Annotated in this window: 14 protein-coding genes and 1 other RNA gene; 10 read left to right on the forward strand and 5 right to left on the reverse strand. The window is 70.6% G+C overall.

Annotated features, from left to right (window positions below):
• The first annotated feature begins 9 nt into the window (after positions 1-9).
• The gene (gene hpf, locus MICAU_RS05055) at positions 10-654 is read left to right on the forward strand and encodes a ribosome hibernation-promoting factor, HPF/YfiA family (protein WP_013284214.1); all 645 of its coding nucleotides are present in this window, start codon (positions 10-12) and stop codon (positions 652-654) included.
• Between the two features lie 43 nt (positions 655-697).
• Here hpf and MICAU_RS05060 read toward each other — a convergent pair whose 3' ends face one another.
• Both MICAU_RS05060 and MICAU_RS05065 read right to left on the reverse strand, forming a co-directional pair.
• Positions 698-1,804, reverse strand: coding sequence for a GNAT family N-acetyltransferase (locus MICAU_RS05060; protein WP_013284215.1), 1,107 nt, complete (start codon positions 1,802-1,804; stop codon positions 698-700).
• Complete coding sequence (locus MICAU_RS05065) at positions 1,801-2,958, reverse strand: GNAT family N-acetyltransferase (protein ID WP_013284216.1); 1,158 nt, start codon at positions 2,956-2,958, stop codon at positions 1,801-1,803. Before MICAU_RS05065 ends, MICAU_RS05060 begins: the two co-directional genes overlap by 4 nt.
• Before the next feature lie 169 nt (positions 2,959-3,127).
• On the opposite strand from MICAU_RS05065, the gene secA reads away from it, so the two are divergent.
• On the forward strand, positions 3,128-6,028 hold the full coding sequence (gene secA, locus MICAU_RS05070) for a preprotein translocase subunit SecA (RefSeq protein ID WP_013284217.1): 2,901 nt from the start codon (positions 3,128-3,130) through the stop codon (positions 6,026-6,028).
• A 395-nt stretch (positions 6,029-6,423) separates the two neighbouring features.
• Here the strand turns inward: secA and MICAU_RS05075 are convergent, their stop codons facing one another.
• The gene (locus tag MICAU_RS05075) at positions 6,424-7,002 is read right to left on the reverse strand and encodes an Rv3235 family protein (protein ID WP_013284218.1); all 579 of its coding nucleotides are present in this window, start codon (positions 7,000-7,002) and stop codon (positions 6,424-6,426) included.
• A gap of 95 nt (positions 7,003-7,097) precedes the next feature.
• Positions 7,098-7,325, reverse strand: coding sequence for a helix-turn-helix domain-containing protein (locus MICAU_RS05080; protein ID WP_013284219.1), 228 nt, complete (start codon positions 7,323-7,325; stop codon positions 7,098-7,100).
• Between the two features lie 197 nt (positions 7,326-7,522).
• Between MICAU_RS05080 and MICAU_RS05085 the strand changes: the two genes are divergently transcribed.
• Positions 7,523-8,032, forward strand: a complete 510-nt coding sequence (locus tag MICAU_RS05085) for a DUF6912 family protein (protein WP_013284220.1) — start codon at positions 7,523-7,525, stop codon at positions 8,030-8,032.
• A gap of 11 nt (positions 8,033-8,043) precedes the next feature.
• On the opposite strand, the gene MICAU_RS05090 is transcribed toward MICAU_RS05085, so the two are convergent.
• The gene (locus MICAU_RS05090) at positions 8,044-9,093 is read right to left on the reverse strand and encodes a hypothetical protein (protein WP_013284221.1); all 1,050 of its coding nucleotides are present in this window, start codon (positions 9,091-9,093) and stop codon (positions 8,044-8,046) included.
• Between the two features lie 455 nt (positions 9,094-9,548).
• Here MICAU_RS05090 and pruA point away from each other — a divergent pair, with 455 nt between their 5' ends.
• The 7 genes from pruA (at position 9,549) to ssrA (ending at position 15,815) form a co-directional block, all read left to right on the forward strand.
• Positions 9,549-11,177 (forward strand): L-glutamate gamma-semialdehyde dehydrogenase, encoded by a 1,629-nt coding sequence (gene pruA / locus MICAU_RS05095; protein WP_013284222.1) that lies wholly within the window; start codon positions 9,549-9,551, stop codon positions 11,175-11,177.
• 134 nt (positions 11,178-11,311) lie between these two features.
• A complete protein-coding gene (locus MICAU_RS05100; RefSeq protein ID WP_013284223.1) occupies positions 11,312-11,827 on the forward strand; it encodes a PadR family transcriptional regulator in 516 nt (171 codons plus the stop codon).
• Between the two features lie 35 nt (positions 11,828-11,862).
• On the forward strand, positions 11,863-12,984 hold the full coding sequence (prfB, locus tag MICAU_RS05105; RefSeq protein ID WP_013284224.1) for a peptide chain release factor 2: 1,122 nt from the start codon (positions 11,863-11,865) through the stop codon (positions 12,982-12,984).
• A 118-nt stretch (positions 12,985-13,102) separates the two neighbouring features.
• The gene (gene ftsE / locus MICAU_RS05110) at positions 13,103-13,783 is read left to right on the forward strand and encodes a cell division ATP-binding protein FtsE (protein ID WP_013284225.1); all 681 of its coding nucleotides are present in this window, start codon (positions 13,103-13,105) and stop codon (positions 13,781-13,783) included.
• A 64-nt stretch (positions 13,784-13,847) separates the two neighbouring features.
• Positions 13,848-14,723 (forward strand): permease-like cell division protein FtsX, encoded by an 876-nt coding sequence (gene ftsX / locus MICAU_RS05115; RefSeq protein WP_013284226.1) that lies wholly within the window; start codon positions 13,848-13,850, stop codon positions 14,721-14,723.
• A 133-nt stretch (positions 14,724-14,856) separates the two neighbouring features.
• The gene (gene smpB, locus MICAU_RS05120) at positions 14,857-15,336 is read left to right on the forward strand and encodes an SsrA-binding protein SmpB (protein ID WP_013284227.1); all 480 of its coding nucleotides are present in this window, start codon (positions 14,857-14,859) and stop codon (positions 15,334-15,336) included.
• 103 nt (positions 15,337-15,439) lie between these two features.
• Positions 15,440-15,815, forward strand: a transfer-messenger RNA (tmRNA) gene (gene ssrA / locus MICAU_RS31700).
• The last annotated feature ends 11 nt before the right edge of the window (positions 15,816-15,826 follow it).

The following is a 15,826-nucleotide window of genomic DNA, read 5'->3' on the forward strand; positions in this document are numbered from 1 at the left end:
GGAGGTCACGTGGACATCGTGGTCAAGGGCCGTAACGTCGAAGTGCCGGACCATTACCGGGTGCACGTAGCCGAGAAGCTCGCGAAGATCGAACGCTACGACCAGAAGCTCATTCGCGTGGACGTCGAGTTGTTCCACGAGCGCAATCCACGCCAGGCGGACACCTGCCAGCGGGTGGAGATCACGTGCGTGACGCGCGGCCCGGTGATCCGGGCCGAGGCCTGCACGAACGACTTCTACAGCGCGCTCGACGCCGCCATCGCCAAGCTGGACACGCGATTCCGCCGCGCGGCGGACCGTCGCCGGGTACACCGCGGACGGCATGCGCCGATCTCCGTGGCCGCCGCGACCGCCGGCCTGCCGGTTGCCGACCTCGACGGGCCCGGACTGGCGGCGCTCGACGGCCACGGCACCGCCATAGCGGTCGCGGAACGCCCCGACGAGAGCGGCCACACCGAACCCGACGACCAGCCGTGGCACATCGCCCGGGCGAAGGTCCACCCCGCCGAACCGATGACCGTCGACGACGCGCTGTTCCAGATGGAACTGGTCGGCCACGACTTCTACCTGTTCCAGGACAAGGAGTCCGGCCGCCCGAGCGTGGTCTACCGGCGGCACGCGTACGACTACGGGATCATCCAGCTCGACACGTGACCCCTTGACCGGTGAGTACGGGCCCCCGCGCGGGGGCCCGTACTCAGTTCTCGTCGGTGGCCAGCCGGCCGTAGACCACCGAGTCGACACGGGCGCCGTCCGGGCCGGGCAGCCGGCCGCGCAACAGACCCTCCCGCCGGAAGCCGGCCCGTTCCAGCACCCGCTGCGAGGCGACGTTGTCCGGCCGCGTGCCGGCCCACAGCCGGGCCACCCCGATGCCGAACGCCCACCCCGCGACCAGCTGGACCGTCCGGGCCGCCAGCCCGCGCCCGCGCGCCTCGGGCAGCAGGCTGTAGCCGATCATGGCCTGCCCGGTGGCCGGCTCGTCGTAGAACAGCGCGCAGCCGCCGACGACAGCGCCGGTGACCGCGTCGACGATCGCCAGGTCGGCGGCCTCGCCGGCGAGCCAGCGGCTCGCCGCCAGCCGGCAGCGGCGCGCGAGCGCCGCCCGCTCCGGCGCCACCGGCGGCACCCGGTTCGCCACCACCTCCGGCAGCGAGTGCAGCCGGTACAGCGCGTCCGTGTCCGCCGGCTCCACCGGGCGCAGCGTCACCACGCCGTCGGTGAGCCGGCCGTCCGGCAGGTCCGGCAGCAACCGGGCGAGCGGCCCGGGCGGGTCGTCGGCCAGCCGCACCCAGGCGATCAGATCCTGGCGTACGCCGTCGCCGTCCGCGCCCGCCGCCCGGCGTACGCCCTCGTGCCGGTAACCGCAGGCGAGCGCGATGCGCTGGCTCGCCACGTTCTCCGTGCGGGTGAGCAACTCCAACCGGGCCGCCCCGGCGGCGAACGCCTGCTCGGTCAGCAGCCGGGTGGCGGCGGTGGCCACGCCCCGGCCGCGCGCCGCCGCTCCCACCCAGTAACCGATCTCGTACGTCGCCCGCTCCGCGCTGAGCCGGGTCAGCCCGATGCTGCCGAGCAGCCGGTCGCTCGCCGGGTCGGCGATCGTGTACGCCGCACCGCCCGCCGCCCACGCCGCGGGCGCGCCCTCGGTGACCCACCAGCGAGCGGCGTCGGAGTCGTACGGGTCGGGCAGCAAGGGCATGAACCGGCGGATCTCCGGATCGGCGCACCCGGCCACCATCTCGGGCACGTCCGCGAGGTGGCACGGCCGCAGCCGTACGCCGTACCCCTCGATCGTCTCCGGCGTCATGCCAGGTCGCCCGGCAGCAGGCCGCCGATCCACGCGTCCTGCCGCTCGCCGCGGTGCTGGACGCCGCCACGCAGCGTGCCCTCGACGGTGAACCCGGCCTTCTCGGCGGCCCGCCGCGAGGCGGTGTTGCCCACGTTCGCCCGCCACTCGATCCGGGCCAGGCCGAGCGTGGTGAAACCCCAGGCGCACACCGCGGCGAGCGCGGCCGGCAGGTAGCCCCGGCCGCGGGCGTGCGGCGCGGTCATGTAGCCCACGTCGGCCACCAGCGGGTCGTTCGGCAGCAGGCGCAGGTCGATCGACGCGACGTAGCGGTCGTCCGGATCGGCCACGGCGAACGTCACTGCCGTTCCCCGCGCCCAGGCCGGGCGCACCAGGTCGCGCAGGAAGCCCTCGGCGTGCTCCGGCCGGTACGGGTGCGGCACCGTGGTCCAGCGGATCGTCTGCTCGTCCTGGCAGGTGCGGGTCACCGCGGCCAGGTCGCGTTCCTCCAGCGCGCGCAGCCGCAGTTCGGTGTCGCCTGCGGTGGCGAACAGGACCGGCTGCGGCCGGCCGAAGACCGCCGCGCGGCGGGCCTGGAGCGTGTCCGGGCCGTAGGGGACCGGGTCGCCGGCGGCGGCGACCTCCCCGGGGAGCAGCGAGCCGATCCAGCCCTCGGGCCGGCCGCCGGGGCTGGGGTCGGCAAGCCGCAGCTCACCCTCGATCCGGAAGCCGGCGCGCAGCGCGACCAGCCGGGAGGCGTGGTTGCCGATCTCGGCCTGCCAGGTGAGCCGGCGCAGCTTGAGCGCGTCGAACGCCCAGCGGGCGAGCGCGCGGGTGGCGCGGACCGCGACGCCCCGGCCCCGGGCCCACGGCGCGGTCCAGTAGCCCACCTCGGCCGACTCCCGCGCGCGGTCGACGGAGACCAGGCCGAAGGAGGCGAGCAGCTCACCGGTGCCGGCGTCGCAGACCGCGAAGAGCGCACCGGTGCCCTCGGCCCAGGCGGTGGCGCTGATCGTGGTGACGTACTCGCTCGCGTGCTCCGGAAGGTACGGGCGAGGTACGGTGGTCCAGCGCTGGATGTCCGGATCCTGGCAGGCACGGTGCACCGCGTCGGCGTCCTCCGCGCGCCACGGGCGCAGCAGCAGGCCGTCCTCGATGATCTCCACAGGCTCCATTCGAGCCATCGTGCCGGATCGTTCGCGCACGGCGTAACCCGATTAGCGGCCGGTGGCGCACGGTCGCGGCGTTATGTCGGGTTCCGGAGCCCGGACCGCCGCCACCAGTGACCATCGTCGCGTCGGAGCGCCTACGATGGTTCGAGACCGTCTAGGGGAGCGTTGATCCGTGTCGATTCTGGAAAAGTTCCTTCGCGCCGGCGAGGGCCGCATGGTGCGTCGGCTGAAGGCCATCGCTGCCGCCGTCAACTCGATCGAGGACGACTACGTCAACCTCAGCGACGACGAGCTGCGCGCCATGACCGACCAGTTCAAGGAGCGGCTCGAGGATGGCGAGACCCTCGACGACCTGCTGCCCGAGGCGTTCGCGGTGTGCCGGGAAGCCGCCTCGCGGGTGCTCGGCCAGCGCCCCTACGACGTCCAGGTGATGGGTGGCGCGGCGCTGCACTTCGGCAACATCGCCGAGATGAAGACCGGTGAGGGCAAGACGCTCACCTCGGTCATGCCGGTCTACCTGAACGCGCTCGCCGGCAAGGGCGTGCACGTGATCACGGTGAACGACTACCTGGCCGAGCGCGACGCCGCCTGGATGGGCCGCGTCCACGAGTTCCTCGGCCTGCAGGTCGGCGTGGTGCTGCCCAACCGGCCCGCCAGCGAGCACCGCGCGGCCTACGAGTGCGACATCACCTACGGCACCAACAACGAGTTCGGCTTCGACTACCTGCGCGACAACATGGCCTGGTCGAAGGACGAGCTGGTCCAGCGCGGCCACTTCTTCGCCGTGGTCGACGAGGTCGACTCGATCCTGATCGACGAGGCGCGTACCCCGCTGATCATCTCCGGTCCGGCCGAGCACTCCGCCCGGTGGTACCAGGAGTTCGCCGCCGTGGTGGCCCGGCTCCAGCCCGGCACCGACGGCGAGGGCGACTACGAGGTCGACTACGCCAAGCGCACCATCGCGATCACCGAGCGCGGCGTGGCCAAGGTGGAGGACCGCCTGGGCATCGACAACCTGTACGAGTCGGTGAACACCCCGCTGGTCGGCTACCTGAACAACGCGATCAAGGCCAAGGAGCTCTACAAGCGCGACAAGGACTACATCGTCAACGACGGTGAGGTCCTGATCGTCGACGAGTTCACCGGCCGCATCCTGCACGGCCGCCGCTACAACGAAGGCATGCACCAGGCGATCGAGGCCAAGGAGGGGGTGGAGATCAAGCAGGAGAACCAGACGCTCGCCACCATCACCCTCCAGAACTACTTCCGCCTCTACGAGAAGCTCTCCGGCATGACCGGTACCGCCCAGACCGAGGCGGGCGAGTTCAACAAGGTCTACAAGGTCGGCGTCGTGACCATCCCGACGCACCGGCCGATGGTCCGGCTCGACCGGCCCGACGTCATCTACAAGACCGAGAAGGCCAAGTTCAACGCCGTCGTCGAGGACATCGCCGAGCGGCACGTGCAGGGCCAGCCGGTGCTGGTCGGCACCGTCTCGGTGGAGAACTCCGAGATCCTGTCGCACATGCTGCGCCGCCGCGGCATCCCGCACTCGGTGCTGAACGCGAAGTTCCACGCCAAGGAGGCGGAGATCGTCGCGCAGGCCGGGCGCAAGGGCGCGGTCACCGTCGCCACCAACATGGCCGGCCGCGGTACGGACATCCTGCTCGGCGGCAACCCCGAGTTCCTCGCCGCGAACGAGCTGCGCCAGCGCGGGCTCGACCCGGTCGAGCAGCCGGAGGAGTACGCCAAGGCGATGGAGGAGATCCTCCCGACCTGGAAGCAGGCGTGCGACGTCGAGGCGGAGGAGGTCGCCGCCGCCGGTGGGCTCTACGTGCTGGGCACCGAGCGGCACGAGTCCCGCCGGATCGACAACCAGCTGCGCGGTCGCGCCGGCCGGCAGGGTGACCCGGGCGAGTCCCGCTTCTACCTGTCGCTCCAGGACGAGCTGATGAAGCGCTTCCGGGCCGGCGCGGTCGAGGCCGTGATGGACCGCTTCAACATCCCGGAGGACGTGCCCATCGAGTCGAAGATGGTCACCCGCCAGATCAGGAGCGCCCAGGCCCAGATCGAGGGCCAGAACGCCGAGATCCGCAAGAACGTCCTCAAGTACGACGAGGTGCTGAACAAGCAGCGCCAGGTGATCTACGCCGAGCGCCTCCGGGTGCTCAACGGCGAGGACCTGTCCGACCAGGTCCGCAACATGATCGACGACGTGGTGACCGCGTACGTGGTCGGCGCGACGAGCGACGGCTACGCCGAGGACTGGGACCTCGACCAGCTCTGGTCGAGCCTGAAGCAGCTCTACCCGGTGGGGATCACCGTCGAGGAGCTGGAAGAGGAGGTCGGTTCCCGCTCGGGCATCGACCAGGACTTCCTGCTCGCCCGCCTGAAGGAGGACGCGCACGCCGCGTACGACAGGCGTGAGGAGAGCCTCGGCGAGGAGGCGGTGCGTCAGCTCGAGCGCATGGTCCTACTCCAGGTGATCGACCGTAAGTGGCGCGAGCACCTCTACGAGATGGACTACCTCCAGGAGGGCATCAGCCTGCGGGCGTACGCCCAGCGCGACCCGGTCATCGAGTACCAGCGCGAGGGCTTCGACATGTTCGCCTCCATGATGGACGGCATCAAGGAGGAGACGGTCGGCTTCCTCTACAACCTGGACGTCCAGGTCGAGGAGGCGGAGCCGGAGGCCGAGGAGGTGCAGCTGCTGGAGAAGCCGGTGGAGATCCGGGCCAAGGGTCTCAACCGCGCGCCGCAGCAGCAGGGCCTGCAATACTCCGCGCCCGCCGTGGACGGCGAGGCCGGCCGGGGTGCCCCGGTGATCGAGCGGCCGGAGCAGCAGGCGCCGGCGCTCGGCATCGGCCAGCAGTCCTCGGAGCGCCCGGCCGCCACCACGCCGCGCCGTGCGCCGGCCGGGGCGAGCGGCCAGGCTGTGGCCGCCAGCACCGCCCGGCGGGCCGCGCCCGGCCAGGTCGACGGTGGCGAGGGCCCGTCCCGTAACGCGCCCTGCCCGTGTGGCTCCGGCCGCAAGTACAAGCGCTGCCACGGCTCGCCCAACGGCGGCAACTGACCCCGAACACCCACGACGGGCCCCGGCCACCAAGGCCGGGGCCCGTCGCCGTCCCCCCCGTCCTCCCTCGCGCCCTCACTCGGTCGATCTTGCAATTGCGGCCCCTGTTGTGACCGATTCATGCCGGAATCGGGGGTACGAAAGTGCAAGATCGCGGGGGTTTGGTGGGGTGGGGTGGGGTGGGGTGGAGATCCTCGTTTGGCTGGTTGTTGCGGCGAACCTCCCGTTGAGCGAGATTGGCGTTCCGCTTGGTGGGAGCGGTGGAGATCTTGGTAGGAAAGGGCCCCTATGAGGGCCGTTTGGTACCAAGATCGCTCCGGGTGCCGGGCGTCCGCACACCGATCGGCCCGGGTGGCCGCGCGCGTCGGGCCAGGTCGGGGAGGCGATGGCCGGGCTCAAAGGACGTCCAGGACCTGGCACAGCCAGGTGCCTCGACGGCGTTCCAGGCGTATCGCCACCGCCCAGCTCGCGCCGCCGGCGCCCGCGAACACGGCGGTGGCCTCGACCGCACCCGCGCGCGGTTCGCACACGCGCAGGCGCCGCAGCAGCAGCGCCGGCCGGGCGGTACGGCGGCGGACCGGTGTCACCCGGCGGGCCGCGCGGGTCAGCTCGGCTGCCACCGGGCCGGCCGACTCGGGCAGGCAGAGCGGCCGGAGCTGACCGGGTGGGCGGAAGCCGTTGACGATCTCCAGGAAGGTGCGCACGAACAGGTGCGCGGCTCGCGCTCCCTCGGGTGTGGCGGAGGCGAGGGCTGACGCCTGCGCCCCGGACCAGCGGGGCCAGGCGGTCGCCGGGTCCGGTGCTCGACCGGCGGGGCGTGTGGCGGCACGGCGGCGTGGGTCGGCCAGGTCGAGCGTGAGCTGACCGACGGGACTCCAGAGCGGTTCCTCGTCGGTGCACGGCGGGTCGAGCGGCGGGGCGGGCCGGAGACGGACCGGCGGGCGGGGTGCGCGGGGACGGCGGGTGTCGACCATCTCGAATCCTTGCGTTTGCCTTCGTTTGCCTCCGACAGGATCTCATCTTCCCGGACGTGGACGATCGCCGTCAATGGCCCACGGTCCCCGGGCGGTCACTCCTCGTCGCGCTCGCCGAGCGGGTTGCCGCGTACCCATTCGGCGGTCTCGGCGTACTTGCGCTCGATGTATTCCTCCAGCCGGGTGCGCTCGACCCGCCACTGGCCCCGGCCACCGATCTTGATCGCGGGCAGTTCGCCGCTGCGGACCATGTGGTAGACCTGCGAGTCCGAGACGTTCAGCTCGGCGGCGACGTCGGACAGCAGCAGGAACCTCGACTCCACGGTGTGACTCCCGGGGTTGATTGCGTTTGCTTCAGTTTGCCACTACCTGGTGACATCGCCGCGCGCCCGTTGGGGAGACACACCGGCGGGAGACTTCACCCGCGCGGGTGCCGGGTGTATGACGGTCTCGGCGTACGGCATGATCGGCGCCCGGAGTCGGCGTCCGCCGACGATCGGCCTGAGTGTGGGAGTGACCGGTGACCGACGAGCTTGTCCGGGTGTACCTGCCGGCGACCGTTCCCATGCTCGCCCGGCTGCGCGAGGAGGGGCTGAGCGCCGAGGCGGCGCACGCGGTGACCCCGGAGCTGCGCGAGTGGTACGCCGAGGGTGACGAGGAGGAGCTGGAGTACGTGGCCTTCACCCGGGCCGCCCAGGACGCGTTGCTCCTGCTCCGGCACGACCCCGCCGCGCCCCGGCGACGGGTGGTGGTCTCGGCCGACCTGCCGGCCCGTGCGGTCGAGCGGGTCGGCGGCGAGCTGGGGTCGAGCGTGGTCCGGCCGGTCGGACCGGTACCCGTGAAGTCGGTCGCCGCGCTGCACGTGGACGGCGCGGACGCGGTCGAGGACGTGGCCGCCGCCGTCGACGTGGTGGTGGAGGCCCAGGCCGGTGACCCGGACGCCCAGTTCACAGTCGACGGCGCCGAGGACCACGAACTGGAGTGGTACGACGTGACCGAGCTGGACCTGCTGCTGCGCGAAGCGGGCTGACGGCGCGCGGTTCAGGCCGCGGGCTCGTCCTCGTCGTCGTCCACCGGGCGCGGCCCGAGCGTGCGCCCGAAGACGATGAGCGTGGTCAGCGCGCCCACGAAGAGCACCCAGATCCCGTTGTCCACCCGCGAGGTGCCCAGCGCGGTCTGCGCCACCTCGTCGGCCTCGCTGAGCGCCGCGGCCAGGTCGAGCAGCCCACGGCCGCCGATCCGGATGATCACCTCGGTGAGCAGCAGGAGCAGGCCCGCGCCCGCCCCGGCGACCAGGTAGGCCGGCCAGCGCAGCGGCGACGCGGCGCCGTCGCGGCGCTCCGCCCGGCGCCGGGACCAGGTGAGATAGAGGTACGCGGCCAGGCCGGCGAGCAGCCCGGCGAGCAGCGACTCGGTACGCGAGACCCACTTCGCGGCGTCGAGCACCGACTGCTGGGTCTCCCCGGCGCCGAACAGGTCGGAGAGCGGGTCGCGGGCGCGGCTGAACAGCACCACGAAGATCTGCGCGGTGAGCGTGGCGAGGGTGACCGCCCCCACCACCCGGGCCTGGCGCGCACCGGCCATCGCCCCGCCGATGATCGCTGCCGCCGCCGCGGTACCGGCGATCGTGTTCGTGGTGGCGTTGTCCGCGTACGTCAGGTTGATCGCCACCGCGGTGACGAGCCCGACCAGGAGGCCGGTGCCGACGGCGGCCAGGAAGCGCAGCGTGGCGCGGCCCAGCCGGTTGGTCGCGAGCAGGGCCACCGTGGCGCCGGTGACCAGCGCCGCGGTGATGACGCCGGGCAGCGCGTACGCGGAGAGGCTGATCGCGGTGACGCCTGCCGCCGTGGAGTGGATCGCCTCGCGGGTGGACCAGAGCATGGCGGCCAGCCACCCGGCCGAGATCAGGGCGAGCACGATCGCGCCCGGCGCGAACTCCGGCCGCCCACCGGTGACAGTGCCCTCGTCCGCGTGCCCGGCTGCTTCCTCGCCGGAGGACGTCTCGACGGCGGTCCCGTCGCCCGTGGTGGGCTCGACGGCCTCGGGCTGATCCGTCTCCGCGGCCGTGGAGCTGCCGGGCTGGTTGCTCATCGTCTTCCCTTCGACGGTCGCCGGATCTTCCCGCGCCGGGCGGGGCAGGTCACCGGTCATCCAGCGTACGCGGCGTGCCGCCGCTCCCCGGGCGGGCCGTGTGCCGTCCGCGCCTTGATCGACTGCAGTGCGCCGATGTGGCGGCATCCCGAGGGCTCGGATGCCGCCGTCCCCCCGAGGTGGAGTCGATCAAGCGGTCCGCGCGGGTGCCGACGAATCGTCGATGAACGGGGGTTGCGATCCGATGTTTCGTCGGATGTGAGTGGGTTGAGCCGACGGTCCCGAGATGATCCGGCTGTCCGGTGTGGCGGGGAGGCGCGGCCCGCGGGGGCGTCTCGTGACAGAATCGGGCCAGGTCCCGCCGCCGCTGACCCCGCGGTGTCCGGCGTCCGGCCGCCGGCCGGCGCCAGCGGGTCCGGTTTCGCCGTCGCCGTCGAGATCGCCAGGAGCCTGTGATGGACGCCGTGTTCTCCGTACCCGAGCCGCTCAACGAGCCGGTACACACCTACGAGCCCGGCAGTGCCGACCGGGAACGGCTCCAGCGGCGGCTGGCCGAACTGGCCGCCGAGCGGATCGAGCTGCCGATGACGATCGCGGGCGAGCGCCGGATGGCCGGCGGCGCGTCGATCGACGTGGTGCAGCCGCACAAGCACGCGCACGTCCTCGGCGTCACCGGGCACGCCACCCACGACGACGCCCGCGCCGCGGTCCGGGCCGCCAAGGACGCCGCTCCGATGTGGCGGGCGCTGCCGTTCGAGGAGCGGGCCGCGATCTTCCTGCGCGCCGCCGACCTGCTCGCCGGCCCCTGGCGGGACACGCTCAACGCGGCCACCATGCTCGGCCAGTCCAAGACCGCCGTCCAGGCCGAGATCGACGCGGCGTGCGAGCTGATCGACTTCCTCCGGTTCAACGTGCACTTCGCCCGGCGGCTCCTGGCCGAGCAGCCGCTGTCCTCGCCCGGGGTCTGGAACCGCCTCGACCACCGGCCGCTGGAGGGGTTCGTCTACGCGATCACCCCGTTCAACTTCACCGCGATCGCCGGCAACCTGCCGTCCGCGCCGGCCATGCTCGGCAACACTGTGGTCTGGAAGCCGTCCCCGACGCAGCAGTTCGCGGCGCATTTCACCATGCGCCTGTTCGAGGCCGCCGGCCTACCGCCCGGTGTGATCAACATGGTCACCGGGCGCGGTGAGGAGGTCTCCGAGGTGGCGCTGGCCGACCCGGACCTCGCAGGTATCCACTTCACCGGCTCGACCAAGGTGTTCCAGCACCTGTGGAAGACCGTCGGCGACAACATCGCCCGCTACCGGGGCTACCCCCGGCTGGTCGGCGAGACCGGCGGCAAGGACTTCGTCGTCGCGCACCCCAGCGCCGACGTGGACGCGCTGCACACCGCGCTGATCCGGGGCGCCTACGAGTACCAGGGCCAGAAGTGCTCGGCCGCCTCGCGGGCGTACGTCCCGCGATCGATCTGGGAGGGCGGGCTGCGCGACCGGCTCGCCGCCACCGCCGACTCGCTGACCTACGGCGACGTGACCGACTTCAGCAACTTCGGCGGCGCGGTGATCGACGACAAGGCGTTCGGCCGGCACACCGCCGCGCTGGAGCTGATCAAGGGCGACGACTCCTGCCGCATCCTGGCCGGCGGCACCGCCGACGACTCGGTCGGCTACTTCGTCCGGCCGACGCTGTTCGAGTGCTCCGACGCCGCGCACGAGACGTTCACCACCGAGTACTTCGGGCCGATCCTCGGCGTGCACGTCTTCGACGACGCCCGCTTCGACGACGTGGTCACCCAGGCCGAGTCGATCGCGCCGTACGCGCTGACCGGGTCGATCTTCGCGACCGACCGCCGGGTGGTCGACCAGGTGGCGGAGAAGATGCGGTACGCCGCCGGCAACTTCTACATCAACGACAAGCCGACCGGCGCGGTGGTCGGGCAGCAGCCGTTCGGCGGAGCCCGGGCCAGCGGCACCAACGACAAGGCGGGCTCCTGGCACAACCTGGTCCGCTGGATGTCGCCGCGGACGATCAAGGAGACGTTCGTCCCGCCGACCGATCACGTCTACCCGCACATGGGCTGAGGCGCTCCGAGAGGGCCCGTCCCGGCCGGGGCGGGCCCTCTTCCTCATCCGACAGTGCACATCGGACCCGTCATCGGGTGCCGAAATGAGCAAATCCTGGACGCCAGAGCCGACAAAGTGGCAGCTTAGAGGGCATGGCGGAATCCGGAGTCAACCCGACGGCAGCAGCTCTGCTCGGTCTGCTGCACGACGGCCCGATGACTGGCGGCCAGTTGATGGCCGCCGCTGAGCGCCGGCTGGCGCCGTACTGGTCGATGACCCGCAGTCAGGTCTACCGGGAGCTGCCGGTCCTGGCCGAGAAGGGTCTGGTGCGTCTCGGCAAGCCCGGGCCGCGGATGAGCCAGCCGTACGCGCTGACGGCGGCCGGGAAACGGACATTCTCCCGCTGGCTGGCGGAGAATCCCGGCAAGGACACCATCCGTAACCCGATAGCGCTACGGATCGCGTTCGGTGACCTGCACTCGTCGAGCCAGCTCAAGAACCTGTACGCGACGGCGAACGAGTACCACACCGAGGCGCTGGCGGCGGTGCGGGAGCAGGTCAAGAACGCCAAGAAGGAAGGCGACAGCTACGACGCCAGCGCGCTGGAGTTCGCCGTCGCCTACCACAAGGCGGCGCTGTCCTGGCTGAAGACCGCGCCCGTCGGCTGACCACCTGCGTCGACCAGGCAGTAGTCTTGTCTGTCGTGACCGCTGCCGATTACGCCGAACAGCTCAAGGACCTCGACGCCACGCTGCGCAACATCGAGGCTGTGCTCGACCTCGACAAGCTGCGCGAGCAGAAGGCCCGGCTGGAGCAGGAGGCCTCCGCCCCCGACCTCTGGGACGACCAGGCCAAGGCGCAGCAGGTGACGTCGCAGCTGTCGTACGTCAACGGCGAGATCACCAAGCTCGGTGACCTGCGCTCCCGGCTCGACGACGCCGGGGTTCTGCTGGAACTCGCCCAGGCCGAGGACGACCCGGGCGCGCTGACCGAGGTCGAGTCGGAGATCACCGGGCTGACCAAGGCCATCCAGGAGATGGAGGTCCGGACGCTGCTCTCCGGCGAGTACGACTCGCGGGAGGCGCTCGTCGCGATCCGGGCCGGCGCCGGTGGCGTGGACGCCGCCGACTTCGCCGAGATGCTGCTGCGGATGTACCTGCGCTGGGCCGAGCGGCACGGCTACCCGACCGAGGTCTACGAGACCTCGTACGCCGAGGAGGCGGGCCTGAAGTCGGCCACCTTCACGGTGAAGGTGCCCTACGCCTACGGCACGCTCAGCGTGGAGTCCGGCACGCACCGGCTGGTGCGGATCAGCCCGTTCGACAACCAGGGCCGCCGGCAGACCAGCTTCGCCGGGGTCGAGGTGCTGCCGGTCACCGAGCAGACCGACCACATCGACATCCCGGAGAACGAGGTCCGGGTGGACGTCTACCGGTCGTCCGGGCCGGGTGGGCAGAGCGTCAACACCACCGACTCGGCGGTGCGGCTGACCCACATCCCCACCGGCATCGTGGTGACCTGCCAGAACGAGAAGTCCCAGCTCCAGAACAAGGCGTCCGCGATGCGGGTGCTCCAGGCCCGGCTGCTGGAGCGCAAGCGGCAGGAGGAGGAGGAGAAGCTGGCCGGCCTGAAGACCGGCAGCACCAGCTCCTGGGGCGACCAGATGCGCTCGTACGTCCTGCACCCGTATCAGATGGTGAAGGATCTGCGTACCGAGCAGGAGACGGGCAATCCGTCCTCGGTCTTCGACGGTGACCTGGACAGCTTCATCGAGGCGGGAATCCGCTGGCGGAAGCAGCAGCAGCTCAGCGCTGACAGTGCGTGATCACGGTTGGACGCAGCGCGTCATCGATCTCGGTCTGACCGGGTAAATCGATGACGCGCACCGCTTCGGCGGGGCGTGGGGCTTGGCTCTGCGGTTACACCGCGTAGACTACCGACCCGTGATTCAGCTTGAGCAAGTGACGAAGACGTACCCGAAGGCGTCCCGGCCTTCGCTCGACAACGTGTCCGTCTCGATCGAGAAGGGCGAGTTCGTCTTCTTCATCGGTCCATCCGGCTCCGGCAAGTCCACCATCATCAAGTTGCTGCTGCACGAGGTCACGCCCAACAAGGGCCGGGTCGTCGTCAACGGCAAGGACGTCACGTCGATGCGTTCCTGGAAGCGACCCCACTTCCGGCGTTCCATCGGCTGCGTCTTCCAGGACTTCCGGTTGCTGCCGAACCGCACCGCGTACGAGAACGTGGCGTTCGCGCTGGAGGTGATCGGTAAGACGAAGGCGGTCGCCCGCCGGGTCGTGCCGGAGGTGCTGGAGCTGGTCGGTCTCGGCGGCAAGGAGCACCGCTACCCGCACGAGCTGTCCGGTGGTGAGCAGCAGCGTGTCGCGGTGGCCCGGGCGTTCGTCAACCGGCCGCTGATCCTGCTGGCCGACGAGCCGACCGGAAACCTGGACCCGGACACCTCGATCGAGATCATGCGCCTGCTGGACCGGATCAACCGCACCGGTACGACCGTCGTGATGGTCACGCACGACTCCAACATCGTGAACCAGATGCGGCGCCGGGTCATCGAGATCGAGAGCGGCCGCATCGTGCGCGACCAGGCCCGGGGCGTCTACGGCTGAGCCGGCCGACGTTCCGTAGACCCTGACGACGAAACCTCACGCCGGAGAGCCGGAGGATATCCCGATGCGGATGAAGTACGTCCTGTCCGAAGTACTGGTCGGGCTGTGGCGCAACGTCACCATGACCATCGCCATGATCATCACTATGGCGGTGTCGCTGTTCATGCTGGGCGGCAGCGGCCTTCTCTACCAGAAGGTCGGCGACATGAAGGACCTCTACTACGAGAACGTCGAGGTCTCGATCTTCCTGAAGACCGATGCCACCAAGGAACAGGTCGACGCGCTGGGCCAGCAGCTCGGCCAGGACCCGCTGGTCAAGGACTCGACGTACGTCAACAAGGAGCAGGCGTACGAGCGCTTCCAGCAGATGTACGCCGACGCCCCGGACCTGGTCAGCGCCGTCAAGCCGGACCAGCTTCCCGAGTCGTACCGGGTGAAGCTGAACGATCCGGAGCAGTACAAGGCGATCTACGACAAGTACAAGGCCACCGAGGGCATCGACACGATCGTCGACCAGAGCAAGCTGCTCGACAAGGTCTTCGGCGTGCTCAGCGGGTTCCAGAACGGCGCCCTCGCGATCGCCACCGTGATGGCCATCGCCGCCCTGCTGCTCGTCGCGAACACCATCCAGGTGGCCGCGTACAGCAAGCGGCGTGAGGTGGCGGTCATGAAGCTCGTCGGCGCGTCGAACTGGTTCATCCAGGCGCCGTTCGTGCTGGAGGCGGTGGTGGCCGGTCTGTTCGGCTCCATCCTGGGCCTGCTCGCGTTGGTCGGGGTGAAGCTGCTGTCGGCCGGCAGTTCGATGGCGGCCCTGGAGGGCCTCATCACCCCGATCTCCTGGTCCGAGATCTTCCTGACCTTCCCGCTGATGGCCGCCGTCGGTGGCGTGGTCAGCGCGGTCACCGCCTGGGTCACGCTCCGCTTCTACCTGCGGGTCTAGTCACCTCGTACGGCTCACCGAGGGCCCTTCCGCGCCGGAATAAACGGCGCGGGAGGGCCCTTGTGGTTCCGGTAGCATGATCTCCGCTCGCCGGCCGGTGGCCGGTGAGTCGATCAGGAAGGGGGTGGCGCCGATGCCACGGGAAAAGGGTCGCAAGGTGGTCGCCTCCAACAAGAAGGCGCGCCACGACTACGCCATCCTCGACACGTACGAGGCGGGCATGGCGCTCACCGGCACCGAGGTCAAGTCGCTGCGGGCCGGGCGGGCGTCGCTCGTGGACGCGTTCGCCCAGGAGCGTGACGGCGAGATCTACCTGCACGCCATGCACATCCCGGAGTACGCCCAGGGCACCTGGACAAATCATGAGCCCCGGCGTACCCGGAAGCTGCTGCTGAACCGGCTGGAGATCGATCGGCTGCTGGGCAAGCTCAAGGAGAGCGGCCTGACGCTGGTGCCGTTGCAGGTCTACTTCTCCGACGGCTGGGCCAAGGTGGAGATCGGCCTGGCGCGGGGTAAGAAGTCGTACGACAAGCGCCAGGACCTCGCCAAGCGGGACGCCGACCGGGAGATCGCCCGGGCGGTGGGCCGGCGCGGCAAGGGCATGGCTGAGTGATACGTCCGGTTCGTCCGGTAGCCCGCGTCGAGCGGGCCTCGGGATGAAACCGGTTGCGCCAGGCGTTAGGCTTGGTGTGCTGCCGACAGGGGCAGCGCTTCGAGGGGGTGACTGGTTTCGACTTCGTACGCAGCGACAGGGGAAGCGAGCCGAGGAAGCCGACGTCGTCTCGAGAATCGGTCGTCGGAAACCAATAAGCGCCAAGAACAATCGCGCTGACTTCGCTCTCGCCGCCTGAGGCGAGTAGCAAGTCTGTCGGCCTGGGAGCGCCTTCGACCCAGTTAGCCGGCATCAGCTAGAAGGCTGGCCAATCGGACCCGGTCGCGGGGTCCGTGCGGCGAGATCAATCAGCGACTGGGCCCGTCACACCAACTTGCTCGCGTGAGCGGTGGGGCCGAGTAGAGGCATAGCGAGCTGCGCTCGGAGAAGCCCTGACAAACCGGCGAAGGACCCGGGTTCGATTCCCGGCACCTCCACCACACGGCCTGTG

It is taken from the genome of Micromonospora aurantiaca ATCC 27029 (genome assembly GCF_000145235.1).
GTDB classification, from domain to species: domain Bacteria; phylum Actinomycetota; class Actinomycetes; order Mycobacteriales; family Micromonosporaceae; genus Micromonospora; species Micromonospora aurantiaca.